Source organism: Chromobacterium subtsugae (assembly GCF_035919665.1).
Classification (GTDB): domain Bacteria; phylum Pseudomonadota; class Gammaproteobacteria; order Burkholderiales; family Chromobacteriaceae; genus Chromobacterium; species Chromobacterium subtsugae.
Genome location: NZ_CP142381.1, coordinates 3,530,847 through 3,548,724, shown reverse-complemented (window position 1 = coordinate 3,548,724; position 17,878 = coordinate 3,530,847). Strand labels below are relative to the sequence as shown.

Annotated in this window: 17 protein-coding genes; 8 read left to right on the top strand and 9 right to left on the bottom strand. The window is 66.2% G+C overall.

Translation table 11 applies throughout. The features are described 5' to 3' along the window. The 6 genes from U6115_RS16945 to recA form a co-directional block, all read right to left on the bottom strand. Complete coding sequence (locus tag U6115_RS16945) at positions 1-753, bottom strand: substrate-binding periplasmic protein (RefSeq protein WP_043574020.1); 753 nt, start codon at positions 751-753, stop codon at positions 1-3. A gap of 185 nt (positions 754-938) precedes the next feature. Next, the gene (locus U6115_RS16940) at positions 939-1,430 is read right to left on the bottom strand and encodes a GNAT family N-acetyltransferase (RefSeq protein ID WP_043574018.1); all 492 of its coding nucleotides are present in this window, start codon (positions 1,428-1,430) and stop codon (positions 939-941) included. A 107-nt stretch (positions 1,431-1,537) separates the two neighbouring features. Beyond that, positions 1,538-4,171 carry an alanine--tRNA ligase gene (gene alaS, locus U6115_RS16935; RefSeq protein WP_043574016.1) on the bottom strand — a complete coding sequence of 878 codons (2,634 nt, stop codon included), beginning with the start codon at positions 4,169-4,171 and terminating at the stop codon, positions 1,538-1,540. A gap of 65 nt (positions 4,172-4,236) precedes the next feature. Beyond that, positions 4,237-4,695 carry an SRPBCC domain-containing protein gene (locus U6115_RS16930; RefSeq protein WP_043574014.1) on the bottom strand — a complete coding sequence of 153 codons (459 nt, stop codon included), beginning with the start codon at positions 4,693-4,695 and terminating at the stop codon, positions 4,237-4,239. 3 nt (positions 4,696-4,698) lie between these two features. Next, complete coding sequence (gene recX, locus U6115_RS16925) at positions 4,699-5,157, bottom strand: recombination regulator RecX (RefSeq protein ID WP_043574012.1); 459 nt, start codon at positions 5,155-5,157, stop codon at positions 4,699-4,701. Then, entirely contained in the window at positions 5,157-6,209 is a 1,053-nt protein-coding gene (gene recA / locus U6115_RS16920; RefSeq protein WP_043574009.1) for a recombinase RecA, read from the bottom strand. The genes recX and recA overlap by 1 nt, the downstream gene beginning before the upstream one ends. 158 nt (positions 6,210-6,367) lie before the next feature. On the opposite strand from recA, the gene hrcA reads away from it, so the two are divergent. The 7 genes from hrcA to U6115_RS16885 all read left to right on the top strand — a co-directional run bounded on the left by hrcA (position 6,368) and on the right by U6115_RS16885 (position 13,020). After that, positions 6,368-7,390, top strand: a complete 1,023-nt coding sequence (hrcA, locus tag U6115_RS16915; RefSeq protein WP_043574169.1) for a heat-inducible transcriptional repressor HrcA — start codon at positions 6,368-6,370, stop codon at positions 7,388-7,390. 33 nt (positions 7,391-7,423) lie between these two features. Then, entirely contained in the window at positions 7,424-8,467 is a 1,044-nt protein-coding gene (gene mltB / locus U6115_RS16910) for a lytic murein transglycosylase B (protein ID WP_172670379.1), read from the top strand. Between the two features lie 84 nt (positions 8,468-8,551). After that, the gene (gene dnaX / locus U6115_RS16905) at positions 8,552-10,480 is read left to right on the top strand and encodes a DNA polymerase III subunit gamma/tau (RefSeq protein WP_043574007.1); all 1,929 of its coding nucleotides are present in this window, start codon (positions 8,552-8,554) and stop codon (positions 10,478-10,480) included. A gap of 6 nt (positions 10,481-10,486) precedes the next feature. Next, the gene (locus U6115_RS16900; RefSeq protein ID WP_043574004.1) at positions 10,487-10,813 is read left to right on the top strand and encodes a YbaB/EbfC family nucleoid-associated protein; all 327 of its coding nucleotides are present in this window, start codon (positions 10,487-10,489) and stop codon (positions 10,811-10,813) included. Between the two features lie 41 nt (positions 10,814-10,854). Continuing rightward, positions 10,855-11,298 (top strand): hypothetical protein, encoded by a 444-nt coding sequence (locus U6115_RS16895; protein WP_052257996.1) that lies wholly within the window; start codon positions 10,855-10,857, stop codon positions 11,296-11,298. A 56-nt stretch (positions 11,299-11,354) separates the two neighbouring features. Next, positions 11,355-11,951, top strand: coding sequence for a recombination mediator RecR (recR, locus tag U6115_RS16890; protein WP_043574002.1), 597 nt, complete (start codon positions 11,355-11,357; stop codon positions 11,949-11,951). A gap of 268 nt (positions 11,952-12,219) precedes the next feature. Further along, on the top strand, positions 12,220-13,020 hold the full coding sequence (locus U6115_RS16885; RefSeq protein WP_043574165.1) for a class I SAM-dependent methyltransferase: 801 nt from the start codon (positions 12,220-12,222) through the stop codon (positions 13,018-13,020). A 51-nt stretch (positions 13,021-13,071) separates the two neighbouring features. On the opposite strand, the gene lolA is transcribed toward U6115_RS16885, so the two are convergent. From lolA to U6115_RS16870, 3 genes are all read right to left on the bottom strand, one after another. After that, positions 13,072-13,689 (bottom strand): outer membrane lipoprotein chaperone LolA, encoded by a 618-nt coding sequence (gene lolA, locus U6115_RS16880; protein WP_047244563.1) that lies wholly within the window; start codon positions 13,687-13,689, stop codon positions 13,072-13,074. A 93-nt stretch (positions 13,690-13,782) separates the two neighbouring features. Continuing rightward, positions 13,783-14,889, bottom strand: coding sequence for a hypothetical protein (locus tag U6115_RS16875; RefSeq protein WP_043574000.1), 1,107 nt, complete (start codon positions 14,887-14,889; stop codon positions 13,783-13,785). 135 nt (positions 14,890-15,024) lie between these two features. After that, a complete protein-coding gene (locus tag U6115_RS16870; protein ID WP_043573997.1) occupies positions 15,025-16,617 on the bottom strand; it encodes an NAD+ synthase in 1,593 nt (530 codons plus the stop codon). Between the two features lie 73 nt (positions 16,618-16,690). Here U6115_RS16870 and U6115_RS16865 point away from each other — a divergent pair, with 73 nt between their 5' ends. Next, positions 16,691-17,818 (top strand): GNAT family N-acetyltransferase, encoded by a 1,128-nt coding sequence (locus U6115_RS16865; RefSeq protein WP_230623345.1) that lies wholly within the window; start codon positions 16,691-16,693, stop codon positions 17,816-17,818. The last annotated feature ends 60 nt before the right edge of the window (positions 17,819-17,878 follow it).

The following is a 17,878-nucleotide window of genomic DNA, read 5'->3' as shown; positions in this document are numbered from 1 at the left end:
TCAGGGGTGGGTGTAGCGCCTTAGCAAAGCCGCGTAGCGCCCATCCTGCTTGATCCTGTCCAGCGCGGCCTGCAGCCGGGCGATGTAGTCGGGATTGCTGTCCCTCTGCATCGCGAAATAGAACTGGGTGCTGTCGTCCAGCACCTGCACCGAATCCAGCCTGTCCGGCTGCTGGTTCTGCTGCTTGGCGGCGTAGCGCTGGAACAAGCCGACCCCGACGCTGTATTGCACGCGGCGGGCGTACAGCAGCCTGGCCGACTGGGCCTCGTCATTGGTCAGCACCAGATTGACATTGTCGACGAAGCCCAGCTTCTCCATCATTTTCTGTCCCGGCGTGTCGCGCGCCACCGCCACCATCGCATGCCTGGCGTCGTCTATGGAGGCGGGCTGCGCGGCCCGCGGCCCGCTCAGCCGGAACAGTTCTATCGGCAGCGGCAGCGCCGGGCCTATCCATTTGAACATCTCTTCCCGCTCCGGCGTGCGCACGGCCAGATACAGCATGGTGTTGGGCGCTTGCTGCGCCTCGCGCAGCGCGCGGCTCCAGGGCTTGACCTGGATGACGGCGCGCAGGCCGCTGTCGCGCAGCATCATCGCCAGCAATTCGTTGGAGAAGCCCTTGTGCTCGCCGCCCTCGTCGTAGCTGAGCGGCGGCAGGATTTCGGTCAGCGCGTAGATGTCGGGCTGGGGCAGGTCGGCGCAGGCGGGCAGCGCTTGCAGGCAGCAAGCGAGGAAGGCGGCGCGGAGCAGGCGCATGATGCTCTCCGGTATCCGGTGCGTAATCCCACTATAAGCATTCCGCCGCGCGCGCCGGGCAAAAAAATGCCCCGGACGAGCCGGGGGCATCAAGCAAACAACAAAGGAGAAGCCATAAGAAGCCTCTGTATATTAGTAATGAATGATTTATTGCGTATTGATCTGGGACAAGCTTGCGCCGCGCTTCAGCACACCAGCTCCGCCAGCGGCTTGCTCAGGGTGACGCGCTCGTCCTCTATGCCCTGCGGATACGGTTGCTGCGCGCTGACCTCGTAGCCCAGCCGCTGGTAGAACTGCAGATTGCTGGGCAGGCGTCTGCGGGTGGATAGCTTGAGCTGCTGCACGCCCTGGCGTTGCAGCTCTTGCTCGGCGTAATCGAGCAGCGCCGCGCCCAGGCCCTGGCCTTGCAGGTCGGGATGGGTGCAGACGCGCTTGATTTCGGCGCAGCCGTTTTCCGGCGGCAGCACCAGCAGGCAGGCGACGATGCGCGATTGCCTGGCGGCGACGAAGATCTGGCTGCCGCTGCTGAGGTGGCCGGTGAGGCTGGCTATGGTTTCATCCAGCGCGGTGGGCGGGCTGGGCAGCTGCGACAGCAGCGGCGCGAAGGCCTGCTGGATCAGCTGGCATACCGCGGGCAGGTCATCCCAGCTGGCCTGGCGGAGTTTTATGGCGGACATGGCATGCTCCTAGTCTAGGGTGTGCCGACATTGTGAAAATTGATTATTACCATATGAAAAACGGCCACATGAATAACATGTGGCCGTTGGTACAGGTGCGTTTGGCTTTACAGCTTGCCGGCTACCCAGGCTTCCACGCCTTTCAGCGCGGCGGCCAGGTTTTCCGGCTGGGTACCGCCGGCCTGAGCCATGTCCGGGCGGCCGCCGCCCTTGCCGCCCACTTGCTGGGCGACGAAGTTGACCAGCTCCCCGGCCTTGAGTTTGCCGGTCAGGTCGGCGGTGACGCCGGCCACCAGCGCCACCTTGCCGTCGCTCTTGGCGGCCAGCACGATGGCGGCGGAGCCCAGCTTGTCCTTCAGCTTGTCCAGTGTTTCGCGCAGCGCGGTGTTGTCGGCGCCTTCCAGTTCGGCGGCCAGCACCTTGACGCCGCTCACCACGGCTGCGCTGTCGGCCAGGCTGTCGCCGGCGGAAGCGGCCAGCTGGCCCTTCAGCTTGGCCAGTTCCTTCTCCAGCGCCTTGGCGCCGTCCTGCAGCGCGGCGATCTTGGCCAACACCTCGTCGCTGGTCTGCGCCTTCAGCGCGCCGGCGGCGTCTTTCAGCAGGGCGTCCTGCGCCTGCACGTGGGCTATCGCGCCTTCGCCGGTGACGGCTTCGATGCGGCGCACGCCGGCGGCCACGCCGCTTTCGGCGACGATCTTGAACAGGCCGATGTCGCCGGTGCGTTTGACGTGGGTGCCGCCGCACAGCTCGGCGGAGAAGTCGCCCATGGTCAGCACGCGCACTTCATCGCCGTATTTCTCGCCGAACAGCATCATCGCGCCGGATTTCTGCGCGTCTTCCATGCTCATCAGCTCGGCCTTCACTTCCACGTTGTGGCAGATCACGCGGTTGACCACGCGTTCCAGCTCGGCGATCTGCTCGGCGGTCACGGCTTCGCCGTGGGCGAAGTCGAAGCGGGTGCGTTCCGGGTTGACCAGCGAGCCCTTCTGCGCAACGTGGCTGCCTAGCACATGGCGCAGCGCCGCGTGCAGCAGGTGGGTGGCCGAGTGGTTGCGCGCGCTGGCGAGGCGGGCATGCAGGTCGATGGTGGCGGTGACGGCGTCGCCCACCTTCAGCGCGCCGCTGAGCAGCCGGCCCTTGTGGCCGAAGGCCGCGGACTGGATCTTCTGGGTGTCGGCCACGTCGAACAGCGCGTCCAGGCCGGCGGTGGCGGAAATCTTGCCCACGTCGCCCACCTGGCCGCCGCCTTCGGCATAGAAGGCGGTGCCGTCCAGCACCACGATGCCTTCGTCGCCGGCGGACAGGCTGTCCACCGCTTCGGTGCCCTTGTACAGCGCCAGGATTTTTGCTTCCACGCTGCTCTTGTCGTAGCCGTGGAAGGCGGTGTCGGCGCCGCTGTAGGCGATTTTGCCGGTCATCTTGAAGTTGGAGCCGGCGCGGCCGCGCTCGCGCTGGGCCTCCATCGCGCGCTCGAAGCCTTCCAGGTCGGCGTGGATGCCGCGTTCGCGGCAGATGTCGGCGGTCAGGTCCACCGGGAAGCCGAAGGTGTCGTACAGCTTGAAGATGGTGTCGCCGTCCAGCGCTTTCTTGCCGCCTTCCAGCGCGGAGTCCACCAGACCCATGCCGATTTCCAGCGTTTCGGCGAACTTGATTTCCTCGGCGCGCAGCGCGTCTTCGATATGCGCCTGCTTTTCGCGCAGTTCCGGATAGGCTTCGCCCATCTCGGCCACCAGGTCGGCGACGATCTTGTGGAAGAACAAGCCCTTCTGGCCCAGCTTGTAGCCGTGGCGGATGGCGCGGCGGGCGATGCGGCGCAGCACGTAGCCGCGGCCTTCGTTGGACGGCAGGATGCCGTCGGCGATCATGAACGAGCAGGCGCGGATGTGATCGGCGATCACTTTCAGCGACGGCACGTCCTGGCTGTAGGCGACGCCGGTTTCGCGGGCGGCGGCGCGCACCAGACAGGCCAGCGCGTCGGTTTCATAGTTGGACTTCACGTGCTGCAGCACGGTGGACAGGCGCTCCAGGCCCATGCCGGTGTCGACCGACGGCTTCGGCAGCGGGTGCAGCGTGCCGGCTTCGTCGCGGTTGAACTGCATGAAGACGTTGTTCCAGATCTCCATGAAGCGGTCGCCGTCCTCGTCCGGGCTGCCCGGAGGGCCGCCGGCGACCGACGGGCCATGGTCGTAGAAGATTTCGGTGCACGGGCCGCAGGGGCCGGTGTCGCCCATGGTCCAGAAGTTGTCGGAAGCGTACGGCGCGCCCTTGTTGTCGCCGATGCGGACGATCTTGTCGGCCGGCACGCCGACGGTCTTGTGCCAGATGTCGTAGGCCTCGTCGTCGGACGCGTAGACGGTGACCATCAGCTTGTCTTTGGGCAGGTTCAGCCACTCGTCGCCGGTCAGGAACTCCCAGGCGAAGGTGATGGCGTCGCGCTTGAAGTAGTCGCCGAAGCTGAAGTTGCCCAGCATTTCGAAGAAGGTGTGGTGGCGCGCGGTGTAGCCGACGTTTTCCAGGTCGTTGTGCTTGCCGCCCGCGCGCAGGCATTTCTGGCTGGTGGTGGCGCGGGTGTAGTCGCGTTTCTCGAAGCCGAGGAAGGTGTCCTTGAACTGCACCATGCCGGCGACGGTGAACATCAGCGTCGGGTCGTTGCCGGGGATCAGGCTGCTGGAGGGGACGACCTGGTGGCCTTTGGCGGCGAAGAAGTCCAGGAACTTCTTGCGGATTTCGGAGGTTTTCATGATTTGTCTGGTCTATTTCAAAATTTTGCCCCGGACTGGCCGTCGGGGCGAATCCGTCGATTGTGTCAAGCCGTGGCGGCGCTGGCAAGGGTTTCGCAGCGCTGTTTCAACGCCTCGTTCATCAGCAGGAATCCCCGGCGCGCGCTTTCCTGGATTCCGGCGCCGCACAGCGGCAGCAGCACTCCGCTGTGCGCGCCGTCGTGATGCAGGCGGGTGGCGCCGCCGGCCAGCGCTTCCAGCCGCCAGCGGTGCTCGCGGTCCAGCAGGCCGGGCATCAGCGCTGCGCTGCGCCAGGCCAGCGTTTGCGACGCGGAGAGTTCGATGACGACGGGGCGCAGGGTGGCGCGCGCGCCGCCGGGATAGCGCAGGGTGGCCACCAGGCGGGCGCCCAGCCGATGGCGGCCGTGCAGGCCGACGATGAAAGGATTCCATTCCGGGTAGCGCGGCCAGTCGCACAGCACCTGCCACACCGTTTCGGGGACGGCGGCGATGTCGATCTCGGTGGCGATGGCGCGCGCCCTCATGCCTCAGTCCTCGTAGCCGTCGTCGTCCGCGCCGCCGGCCAGCACCTGGCGGATCACGTCGCCGGGAAAACCGCGCTGGGCGAGGAAGCGGTACTGCCTGGCCTTTTCCGCCGCGTCGGCGGGCGGGCGGCCGAATTTCTTGCGCCATTGCTCGCGCGCGCTGGCCAGGTCGTCCTGGCCGGACAGCGCTTCGCGTATGGTGTCGTCGTCGACGCCGCGCTGGCGCATTTCCTGCTGCAGCCGACGGCTGCCGAACTTGCCGCCCTTGCTGTTGGCGAACTGGCGGGCGAAGCGGTCGTCGGATTGCCAGTTGGCGGCGGCCAGCTCGTCCAGCGCCGCGTTCAATTCGTCTTCGCTGTCGGCAAAAGGCGCGAGCCGCCGAACCAGCTCGCGCCGGGAATATTCCCGGCGGGCAAGCAGTTCGACGGCCCGCGCCTTCAGGCTTTTGCCTGTCGCCGCCATCAGGCGTCGAGGGCGTCGTCGGCGAACTCTTCGTCGCCCTGGTTTTCGTTGATTTCGATCTTCACGCCCACCGCTTCGCGGATCTTGCGTTCGATTTCCTCAGCGATCGCCGGGTTGGACTTCAGCCATTCGCGGGTGTTGTCCTTGCCCTGGCCGATCTTCTGGCCGTTGTACGCGTACCAGGCGCCGGACTTGTCGATGAAGCCGTGCTTGACGCCCAGCTCGATGATTTCGCCCTGGCGGGAGATGCCTTCGCCGTACAGGATTTCGAAATCGGCCTGGCGGAACGGCGGGGACACCTTGTTCTTCACTACTTTGACGCGGGTGTCGTTGCCGATCACTTCCTCGCCCTTCTTGATGCCGCCGGTGCGGCGGATGTCCAGGCGCACCGAGGCGTAGAACTTCAGCGCGTTGCCGCCGGTGGTGGTTTCCGGGTTGCCGAACATCACGCCGATCTTCATGCGGATCTGGTTGATGAAGATCACCAGGGTGTTGGTGCGCTTGATGTTGCCGGTCAGCTTGCGCAGCGCCTGGCTCATCAGGCGGGCTTGCAGGCCGACGTGGCTGTCGCCCATCTCGCCTTCGATTTCAGCCTTGGGCACCAAGGCGGCCACCGAGTCGATCACGATCAGATCGACGCCGCTGGAGCGCACCAGCATGTCGCAGATTTCCAGCGCCTGCTCGCCGGTGTCCGGCTGCGAGATCAGCAGGTCGTCGACCTTGACGCCCAGCTTTTGCGCGTATTGCGGGTCCAGCGCGTTTTCGGCGTCGATGTAGGCGCAGGTGCCGCCCAATTTTTGCATCTCGGCCACGGCTTGCAGACACAGGGTGGTCTTGCCGGACGACTCCGGGCCGTAGATTTCCACCACGCGGCCGCGCGGCAGGCCGCCGACGCCAAGCGCCAAGTCCAGACTCAGCGAGCCGGTGGAGACCACCTGCAGGTTTTCGTTGATCTGGTTGTCGCTCATGCGCATGATCGAACCCTTGCCGAACTGCTTTTCAATCTGGGAGAGGGCGGCGGCGAGCGCCTTGCTCTTGTCTTCGGAAGCCATGCTGTCTCCAAATGGGGTAGGTCGGACCAATAATGGGGCGATTATCGCAGAAAACCAGAGCCCTAACAGCAGCTTGCCGGGGAACAAAAGCGCCTAACCGGCGCAAAGTCTTGCTGCTGGCCCTTTTGGCGCGGTTCAGGATGTGTACAATGGGGAACATGATGAACGAACGCGCCCAACGCCTGCTCAAGGTCCTGATCGAACGCTACATCGCCGATGGCCAGCCTGTCGCGTCCAAGGCCTTGTCGCTGCTGCCGGGGATGGAGCTGTCTTCGGCGTCCATCCGCAACGTGCTGGCCGAACTGGAGGGCATGGGCCTGATCGCCTCGCCGCACACCTCGGCCGGACGGGTGCCCACCGCGCGCGGCTACCGCCTGTTCGTCGACCGCTTGCTGACGATACGGCCGCTGGACGAGCTGGCGCGCCACGAGCTGGAGGCCAGCCTGCAGCCGGACAGCCCGCAGCGCATCGTCCAGGCGGCGTCGTCGCTGCTGTCGGAATTGACCAGCTTCGCCGGCGTGGTGATGACGCCGCAGCGCAGCGACGTCGCCTTCCGCCAGATCGAATTCCTGCGCCTGTCCGAGCGCCGCATCCTGATGATACTGGTGACGCTGGACGGCGACGTGCAGAACCACCTGCTGCTGACCGAGCGCGACTACACGCCGTCGGAACTGGTGGAGGCGGGCAACTTCATCAACCAGCATTACAGCGGCCAGGCGCTGGACGCGGTCACCTCCCGGGTGGAGGGGGAATTGCGCCAGCTGCAGGGCGACATCGCCGAGCTGATGTCGGCCGCGGTGCGGCTGGGACAGAAAACGCTGGCCAGCAGCGGCGAGGACGTGGTGGTCAGCGGCGGCTCGCGCCTGCTGCAGGTGAACGACCTGTCCGACGACCTGTCGCGGCTGCGCGAGCTGTTCGGCGTATTCGAACGCAAGACCGAACTGCTGAAGCTGTTGTCGCAAAGCCGCGAGGCGCAGGGCGTGAACATTTTCATCGGCGAGGAGTCTGGCCTGGTGACGCTGGACGAATGCTCGGTGGTCACCGCCCCTTACCGCGTCAACGGCCAGGTGGTCGGCACGCTGGGGGTGGTCGGGCCCACCCGCATGGCTTACGAAAGGGTGATCCCCATCGTCGACATCACCGCGCGGTTGGTGGGCAGCGCCTTGTCCTTCCGCGAATGAACCGCGCCTACGCTCATAAAAGAAAGCAAAATCATGAAATCGATGTTGAAACTGGCTATTGCCGCCGCCCTGGCCGGCGCGGCCTTCTCTGCGCCGCAGGCCCAAGCCGACGCCGCCTTTCTGGGGCGCCCGGACGTGCAGCGCTATATCGACGAACAGGTGGCCAGCGGCCAATTCAACCGCCCCGAGCTGGAGGCGGTGTTCGCCAATGTCGAATTGAAGCCCAATATCATCCGCATTCTGGACAAACCGTCCACTTCGCGTCCCTGGTACCAGTTCCGCGCCTCCACCGTCAGCGACAAAGTCATCGCCGACGGCGCGGCGTTCTGGCAGGACAATGCCGACGCGCTGGCGCGCGCCGAGCGCCAGTACGGCGTGCCGCCTGAGGTGATCGTGGCCATCCTCGGCGTGGAAACCCACTACGGCCGCAACACCGGCAGCTTCCGGCTGGTGGATTCGCTGTCCACCATCGGTTTCGATTATCCGCGCCGCGCCGCCTACTTCCGCGGCGAGCTGACCCAGTTCCTGCTGCTGGCCAAGGAAGAGGGCAAGGACCCGCTGACGCTGAGGGGATCGTACGCCGGCGCGATGGGGCTGCCGCAGTTCATGCCGTCCAGCTACCGCAAGTGGGCGGTGGATTTCGACGGCAGCGGCCATCGCGACATCTGGAACAACCCGCACGACGCCATCGGCAGCGTGGCCCATTACTTCAGCCGCTTCGGCTGGAAGCGCGGCGACGACGTGGTGGCGCCGGCCAGCGTGGTGCCGGGGCCGCAGGTGGACAAATTGCTGGCCGACAAATTCAATCTGCACTACACGGTGGGCGATTTGCGCAAGATGGGCGTCGCGCCGCAGACGCCGCTGGCGGACAACGTGCCGGCGGTGCTGTTCGCGTTGGAAAGCTCGCCCGGCGTCACCGAATACTGGCTGGGACTGAACAACTTCTACGCGATCACCCGCTACAACCGCAGCACGCTGTACGCCAAGGCGGTGCAGGAAATCGCCGACCAGGTGCGCCAACGCTATTACGCCGCGCTGGCGCGGAAACTGCCGGAGCCGGCATCCGCCGCCCAGTAAGGCCGCAAGCGCCGGCGCGCCAGGCCTGGCCGCGCCGGTAAAATCAGTCGCCTTGCGCGGCAATTGCCATTAAAATCCGCCCCCATGAGCTATCAAGTCCTTGCCAGAAAATGGCGCCCCAAGCGTTTCGCCGACCTGGTCGGCCAGGAACACGTGGTGCGCGCCCTCAGCAACGCCCTCAAGGAAGCGCGGCTGCATCACGCCTACCTGCTGACCGGCACCCGGGGCGTAGGCAAGACCACCATCGCCCGCATTCTGGCGAAAAGCCTGAACTGCGAAACCGGCAGCACCGCCGACCCTTGCGGCGAATGCTCGGCCTGCCGCCAGATCGACAGCGGCCGCTTCGTCGACCTGCTGGAGATCGATGCCGCGTCCAACACCGGCATCGACAACATCCGCGAAGTGCTGGAAAACGCCCAGTACGCGCCGACCATGGGCCGTTACAAGGTCTACATCATCGACGAAGTGCACATGCTGTCGAAAAGCGCCTTCAACGCGATGCTGAAGACGCTGGAAGAGCCGCCGGCCCACGTCAAGTTCATCCTGGCCACCACCGACCCGCAGAAGGTGCCGGTGACGGTGCTGTCGCGCTGCCTGCAGTTTTCGCTGCGCAATATGACGCCGCAGCAGGTGTCCACGCATCTGGCGCACATGCTGGACGTGGAAGGCATCGCCTATGAGACGGCGGCGCTGGCGCTGCTGGGCCGCGCCGCGGCCGGCTCGATGCGCGACGCGCAGTCGCTGCTGGACCAGGCCATCGCCTACGGCCTGGGCGAAGTCAAGGAAGACGGCGTGCGCGCCATGCTGGGCGCGGTGGACCGCCGCTATCTGTACACCCTGTTGCAGGCGCTGTCCGCCGGCGACGGCGCGGCGCTGATGGCGGAGGCGGACAATCTGGCCGAGCGCGGCGTCAGCTTCGACGCGGCGCTGGCCGAACTGGCGGTGCTGTTGCAGCAGTTGGCGCTGGCGCAGACGGTGCCGGCGGCGCTGGCCGACGACGAGCCGGAGCGCGAGGCCTTGTTCGCGCTGGCCGACGCCATCGCGCCGCAGGACGTGCAGCTGTATTATCAGATCGCCATCCATGGCCGCAAGGATCTGGCGCTGGCGCCGGACGAGCATGCCGGCTTCAATATGACGCTGCTGCGCATGCTGGCTTTCCATCCGGTCAACGCGCCGGCCGAAGCCGCGGCGCCGGCTCGTGCGGCTGTCGCGCCCCAGGCCAGGCCCGCGGCCGCATCCGCCGCAGTAGCCTCCGTCTCGGTGCCGGCGGAGCGGGGCATGTCGCCGGCGGCGCGCGCCCTGCAGGCGGCTGGCTTGGCGGCGCCAACGCCGGCCAAGTCCGCGCCGCGCGCGGCCAGCGAAGAAAGCGTCCCGGCCGCCGAGCCGGAACCCGAGCCCGCGCCCCGGCCGCAGCCTGCGCCGGCCGCCGCGCCCGCGCCTGAAGCGCTTGTCGCCGCGCCGGCTCCGGCGCCGCAACCGCAGCTGGTCGCAACGGCAAGCGAGGCGGACGATGATGGCCGCGACGAGGACGAAATCGACGACACGCCGTGGCAGGCCGATGACGGCGACGCGATGCCCGACTACGCGCAGGCGCCGCCGCCGGACGACGAGCCGGTCGACTACCAGTTCGACGGCGACTGGCAGGCGCTGGTGGTGGATCTGGGCGGCAAGCTGGGCGCGGCGCGAATGCTGGCGCACAATGCGGTATTGAAAGGCTGGAACCAGCAGCGGCTGGAGCTGGCGGTGCCGGAAAGCTTCCGCCACATGAGCGGACGCGATTACCAGGACAAGTTGAAGGCCGCGTTGAGCGAGCGCTTCGGCCGGGCGGTGGAGCTGACGGTGACGGTGGAGGAACTGGGGATGGAAACCCCGGCCATGGTCGACGCCCGCCAGCGCCAGGAGCAATTGGCCATTGCCCGAGAATGCATGAAAAACGATCCGGTGGTGCAGCAACTGGTGCGCGAAATGGGCGCCGCGCTGCTCATCGAGACCATCCAACCCGTACAGGAGTGAACAGCAATGTTCGGTAAAGCTGGAATCGCGGGCCTGATGAAGCAGGCCCAGCAAATGCAGGAAAACATGAAGAAGGCCCAGGACGAGCTGGCCACGGTGGAAGTCGAGGGCCAGTCCGGCGCCGGCATGGTGAAGGTCGTCATGACCTGCGCCCATGGCGTCAAGCGCGTCGCCATCGACGACAGCGTGCTGGACGACAAGGAAATGCTGGAAGACCTGATCGCCGCCGCGTTCAACGACGCCGCGCGCAAGGTGGAAAGCACCACCCAGGAGCGGATGTCCGGCTTCACCAACGGCCTGAACCTGCCGGCCGGCATGAAGCTGCCGTTCTGATCCCCCAGGCCCGGCGACGGGCCTTTTTTGCCGGAGCCGGGATGTTCGGCCATTTCACCATGCGCAGCCGGCTGCCGCGCCCGCCGGAAACGGTATGGCGCGATGTCGTCAGCCGCGGTGGCATCGCCGACGAATTCTTCCCCTGGCTTGGCATGCGGCTCCCGGCGGGCGAGCTGCCCGCGCGGCTGGACGCGCCGCTCCACGTCGGCTCTTGCTGGCTGCTGCTGTTCGGCTGCCTGCCGGTGGAGTGCGACGATCTGACGCTGCTGCGGCTGGAGCCGGGCGCTTTCGACGAGCGCTCCCGCATGCTGGGGCAGCGCGTCTGGTGGCACCGCCGCCGGGTGGCCGCCACGGCCGACGGCTGCGAGCTGGTGGACCGGGTGGCGTTCGTGCCGCGCTGGCCCGCCACGCTGCCGCTGTGCCGGCTTCTGTTTCGGCTGGTGTTCGCTTGGCGCCATCGCCGGCTGCGCCGGCGCTATCGCTGATTAAATGATTTCCGTGTGCGGCCCCGGCCGCTTTCCCCCAGGTTGATGCCGTGTCGATGAAGAATCCCCCCGCGCTGGAGCATTTGATTGCCGCGCTGAAAGTCCTGCCCGGCGTCGGTCCCAAAACCGCCCAGCGGATGGCTTTCCACCTGCTGCAACGCGACAAGAAGGGCGCCGACAAGCTGGCGCGCGCGCTGGACCGGGCGCTGACCCAGCTGACCCACTGCCAGCGCTGCAATACCTTCAGCGAGGCCGAGCTGTGTTCCATCTGCGCCGACGAAGGCCGCCGCCAGGACCAGCTGTGCATCGTGGAAATGCCGGCCGACCTGATGATGCTGGAGCAGGCCAAGTGTTTCGAGGGCCTGTATTTCGTGCTGATGGGGCGGATATCGCCGCTGGACAATATCGGGCCGAAAGACCTGAATCTGGACAAGTTGCTGACCCGGGCGCTGGACGGCCAGGTCAGCGAGATCGTGATCGCCACCAACTTCACCGCCGAGGGCGAGGTGACGTCCCACATGCTCAGCGAGCTGTTCAAGGAGCGCGGCCTGGCCGTCACCCGCATCGCGCGCGGCATGCCGGTGGGCGGCGAGCTGGAGTATGTCGATCTGGGCACGCTGGCGCAGGCGGTGTACGAGCGCCGCGGCGTGTAAGCGGGCATTGTCTTGTCATGGCCGTTTCGCTAGAATCGGCCCTTCCCGCCCCGACTTTCATCCTCAGGAGTCCTGTCGAAATGAACAAGTGATGCCCGGATGCTTCCGCATCCCCGATTCGTTCCGCCGTCCGGCGCGTGCGAGCGTGCGCATTGCTTGTTTTCGACAATCCGTTCCGAATCCTTCCCGTCTCTTGAGTCTGATGGGAGGCCGCTTTCGCGCAGCGCGCGCGTCGGCATTGCTTTCCCTTCCCTCAATGGAGGACAAGATGCCTGATGCCGTTCAACAACACGATGTTTTTCATTACAACCAGGCCGCCTGGGACCGCCAGGCGCGCGCCGATTGCGAGTGGTCGCGGCCGGTGGATGCCGCCGCCATCGCCGAAGCCCGGCGGGGCCGTGTGCTGGCGCGGCTGACGCCCAGCCCCTTGCCCGCCGGCTGGCTGGACGACGCGCGCGGCCTGGACGTCTTGTGCCTGGCCGGAGGCGGCGGCCAGCAGGCGCCGCTGCTCGCCGCCGCCGGCGCGCGGGTGACGGTATTGGACGCGTCCGTTGAGCAGCTGGCGCGCGACCGCGAGGTGGCCGAGCGCGATAGCCTGGCGTTCCGGCTGGAGCAGGGCGATATGCGCGATCTGTCGCGCTTCGCCGACGCGAGCTTCGACTGCGTGTTCCATCCGATCTCCAATCTGTATGTGCCGGATGTAGCGCCGGTGTGGCGGGAGTGCCATCGAGTGCTGAGACCGGGCGGACGCTTGCTGGCGAGCTTCTACAACCCGGCGGTGTTCGTCGCCGACCGCGATCCTGCGCTGATGGAGCAGGGCCTGATCCGGCCGCGATTCGCCATTCCATACGCCGATCCCGAGCATTTGTCCGAGGCCGAGCTGGAGGCGAAGCGAACGAGGGGCGAGGCGCTGGTGTTCGGCCACAGCCTGGACGAGCTGATCGGCGGGCAGACGGCGGCGGGCTTTCTGATCGCCGGTTTTCACGAGGACTGGCAGCTGCGGCCGCGCTTCCTGATCGACCGCTATCTGCCGACCTTCATCGCCACCTGGGCGCTCAAGCCGGCGTGAGGCGCGAAAAAAAGCCCGCCGGCACGGCGGGCTTTTTTTGCGCGGCGGGGGTCAGTCGCCGCTGACCACATCCACGCCCTTGGGCGGGATGAAGGCGAAGCGATTGGCCGGAAGCACCACGTTTTGCTGCGGCTTGACGAAGCTGACGCGGGTGTCGTTGCCGAAGCTGTCGGTCAGCTGCATTTCCACCAGCATATTGCCCTTGAAGCCCATGCGCACGCTGCTGAAGGTGTTGTCCTGCTTCTTGGGGCTGGCGGTCAGCCACTCCACATCGCCCTGCTTGCCGGCCTCGTTCAGCCGGTAGTCGAGCTCGATGGCGTTGCTGCCGGCCAAGAGCGCCGCCGGGCTGGAGCCCAGCGCCGCGCCCTGGGCCTTGCGCGTCACCTGGGCCAGGTCCTGGTCGTAGATCCACAGCGTCTTGCCGTCGCCGACGATCAGCTGCGAGTAGGGCTTGCTGTATTCCCAGCGGAATTTGCCGGGGCGGGCGATTTCCAGCCGGCCGCTGGCTTCCTCGCGCTTGCCCTTGTTGGTCACCAGCTGGGTGAAATCGGCGCTGAGAGTCTTGCTGCCGGCGACAAAAGCCTTCAATTGGGCGATGGCGGAGGCGTGCGCCGGCACAGCCAGGCAGGCCAGGGCGGCGGCGGTCAGGGCGAGCTTGAGCGGTTTCATCGGGTAAAGTCCTTGCGGGCGGCCGCGGCCGCCGGGAAAACAGGTATGACAGTCTGGCTTCCCAGCCGTTCCGGACGGCCGGGCGTTTGACGATTACTGCGCGCGCGCCTTGGCCTTTTTCTTTTTGGCCTTAGCGGCCGGCTGCGGGTAGGCCGGGGCCGGCAGGGCGGCATCGGCGGCGGGCGCTTCGTCGGCGCCGGCCTTGCTCTTCAGCCAGTCCGGCAGCTCCAGCTTGTCGTAGTCGATGATGTCGCTTTCGGCCGGCTGGTAGGCGAACTGCGGCTTGCCGTGGTGGCTGTAGCGCAGGTTGAAGTAGGCGTCGGCGCTGAATTCGGCGCTGGTCATGTGGATGGTCTGGCGGATGGCCTCAAGCTCGCCGCCGCGGCTGACATAGATGTCGCTGACGGTCTGGCCGTTCATTTCGCCGGCGGGGCTGAGCTTGACCAGGTCGCGCACCAGCGTGAGCATGGATTCGGCGTTGAACTTGTCATCCGGTTGGGCAGCCTGCTGATGGGCGGCCTTGGCCAGGCCGTCCAGGATCTGCAGCGTCATTTTCTGCTCCTGTTCCTTGCTGAGGGTCAGGCGCAGCTTGTACTTGGCGCCGACCTCGTCGGCATAGGCGTCCAGCGGCTCGAAGCTGAAGGCTTTCTTGTCCACTTGGGCGTAGGCCTGGTCGAGAATCTGCGGCATCGCCTGGTACATTTCCTTCAGCGGGATCTTGGCGGCGATGTCTGCCGGCAGTTTGGCGCGGATGAATTTGCCGGGGTTTTTGCGCAGCGAGGGCAGGGCCAGGTCGATGGCGGACGGGTCCACCAGCAGCGACATGTCCTGGGCGTGGAACTGCAGCGGCACCTTGACGCTGGCCAGCAGGTTGCGGCGCTCGAAGCGCAGTTCCGGTGTCAGCTCCAGTCGGCCGGTCGGCGCGTCGATGGCGCCGCTGATGTTCATCTTGATGGAGCGGCCGACCTGATCGACGGTGTCGGCGATGTCGGGCTGGCTCAGTTTGCCTTCACTATCGATAAAGCGCAGCTGGGTGAAGCCGAGCTGTCCGTCGAAATTGTAGCTGGCGTTTTGCCAGTTCTGAGCGATTACCTTGCGGGTTGCCTCGTCGGCCGGCTTGCCGGCCAGCGGCGTGGCGCAGCCGGTCAGCAGGGCGAGGGAGGAAAGCGCCGCGGCGGCGGCCAGTTTGATGCGAGTCATTGTTTTCAGGGTCCTGTGAAAGTCCGGTGATCCGAGGGCAGCTTGCCATTGTACCTGAAGCGGGAAGGGTTATGCCCTTGACCTGTTTTCGGCTTGGCGCGCAGGCGGGCGGCATGCTGCCGCCCGGGTGTGGATTCAGCTGAAGCGGTTGGTGATCGGGTAGCGCCAGTCCTTGCCGAAGCCGCGCTGGGTGACGCGCGGGCCCACCGGCGCCTGGCGGCGCTTGTATTCGTTGATCTTCAACAGCCGCACCACGCGGTTGACGTCCGCTTCGGCGTAGCCGGCGGCGATGATGTCGGCGGCCGACTGGTTGCCTTCTACATAGCGCGCCATGATGGCGTCGAGAATCTCGTACGGCGGCAGGCTGTCCTGGTCCTTCTGGTCCGGGCGCAGCTCGGCCGACGGCGGGCGGGTGATGATGCGCTCAGGGATCACGTCGGACACGGTGTTGCGCCAGCGGCAGAGTTCGAACACCAGGGTCTTGGCCACGTCCTTCAGCACCGCGAAGCCGCCGGCCATGTCGCCGTACAGCGTGCAGTAGCCGGTGGTCATTTCTGACTTGTTGCCGGTGGTCAGCACCAGCTTGCCGCTCTTGTTGGACAGCGCCATCAGCAGGGTGCCGCGGATGCGCGCCTGCAGGTTCTCCTCGGTGGTGTCCATCGCCAGGCCATCGAACGACGGCGCCAGCGCGGCCATGAAGCTTTCGTACATCGGCCAGATCTCGATTTCGTCGTACTTGACGCCCAGGCGGGCGATCATGTCGCGGCTGTCGGCCACGGAAATGTCGGCGGTGTAGCGCGACGGCATCATCACCGCGTGCACCTTGTCCGCGCCCAGCGCATCCACCGCCACCGCCAGCGTCAGCGCCGAGTCGATGCCGCCGGACAGGCCGAGCAGCGCGCCGGGGAAGCCGTTTTTGACTATGTAGTCGCGCACGCCGACCACCAGCGTGCGGTACACGCTTTCCAGCGCGTCCGGCAGCGCGGCTTGCTTGCCGGGCTGGAAGTCGCCGTCGGCATAGTCGACCAGCAGCAGCTCCTCGTCGTAGGCTGCGGCCTGGGCGACGACTTCGCCATCCTTGTTGACTGCGAAGGAGGCGCCGTCGAACACCAGTTCGTCCTGGCCGCCCACCATCTGCACGTAGGCCAGCGGCAGGCCGGTTTCCTCGACGCGGAAGCGCGCCATTTGCTGGCGGGTTTCGATCTTGTCGCGGTGGAAGGGCGAGGCGTTGAGCGCCACGATCAACTCGGCACCGGCGTCGGCGGTTTCCGCGGCGGGCTCCAGATGCCAGATGTCCTCGCAGATCAGCACGCCCAGCTTGACGCCGTTCTGCTCGAACACCAGCGGCGCGGCGCCCGGGGTGAAGTAGCGGCACTCGTCGAACACTTCGTTATTGGGCAGCTGCATCTTGTGGTACTGGCCCAGGCGGTTGCCGTCGCGCAGCACGGTGGCGGCGTTGAAGCGCTCATTGCCTATCCGCGCCGGATGGCCGACGATCACGGTGATGCCGTCCAGTTGCTCGATGGCGTCCAGGCCCTTGGCCACCTCGCGGTAGAAGCTTTCGCGCAGCAGCAGGTCTTCCGGGCTGTAGCCGGTCAGCGCCAGTTCCGGCGTGACCAGCACGTCGGCGCCTTGGGCGATGGCGGCGTGGGCCAGGGACAGGATTTTTTCGGCATTGCCGGCGATGTCGCCGACGACGGGGTTGAACTGGGCGAGTGCGATACGCATCTTGAGAAGACACCGATGATTCTTGATCGTCCGATTTTACCTGAAGATGGCATCGGTCCAGAAAGGAAAAGCATTGCAGCTGCAACTGTATGACGGCGTGGCCGCCATAAAGCGGCCGGCGTGGCCGCAGGGAGACGGCGCGAGCGTGTTCGTCGGCCAAGCATGGCTGACGGCGCTGGAGGAGACCGGCTGCGTCGGCGGCGCCACCGGCTGGCAGCCGATGCCGCTGGCGCTGGAGCGCGACGGCCAAGCGGTGGCGCTGGCGCCGGCTTATTTGAAACGGCACAACCGCGGCGAATACGTGTTCGATTGGTCGTGGGCCGAGGCTTACGCCCGTTCCGGGCTGGATTATTACCCGAAGCTGGTGGTGGCCTCGCCGTTCACGCCGGTGACTGGCGGCCGGCTGCTGGGCGGCGCGGACGAGCAGGCGCATCTGATCGCCGGCCTGCGGCAACTGGTGGACGACAACGGCCTGTCGTCGGCCCACGTGCTGTTTCCGACTGCGGACGAGGCCAGCCGGCTGCGGCAGGCCGGTTGGCTGCTGCGCGACGGCGTGCAGTTCCATTGGCGCAATCGCGGCTACGCCGATTTCGACGATTTCCTCGCCACGCTCAGCCGCGACAAGCGCAAGAAAATCCGCCAGGAGCGGCGCAAGGTGGCGGAGGCCGGCGTCGAAGTGAGGGCCTTGGCCGGCGCGGAGATCTCCGACGCCGATTGGCGGCTGTTCTACCGCTGCTACCGGCAGACCTATCTGGAGCATGGCTCGGCGCCCTATCTGAACCTGGATTTCTTCCGTCTGATAGGCGAGCGGCTGGCCGGCCATTGCGTGATGTTCGTCGCCAGCCGCGGCGGCCGGCCAATAGCCGCCAGCCTGTGCATGCGCCAGAACGATGTGCTGTACGGCCGCTACTGGGGCGCGCTGGACGACGTGCCCTGCCTGCATTTCGAACTGTGCTACTACCAGGGCTTGGAATATGCGATCGCCCAGGGGGTGGAGGCCTTCGAAGGAGGCGCCCAGGGCGAGCATAAGCTGGCGCGCGGTTTCGAGCCGGTGGCCACCTGTTCCGCCCACTATATCGCCGATGGCCGTTTTCGCGCCGCGATCGCCGCCTGGCTGGAGCGCGAAAGGCAAGGCGTGGGCGATTATGTGGACGAGCTTTTTTCACATTCCGCTTATAAAACGCTTGCGCCAGACGAATAGGACTTATATACTGCGCAGCCTCTGTCGGCGAAACGCCAAAGCGCAACGGCGGCAGGGTCT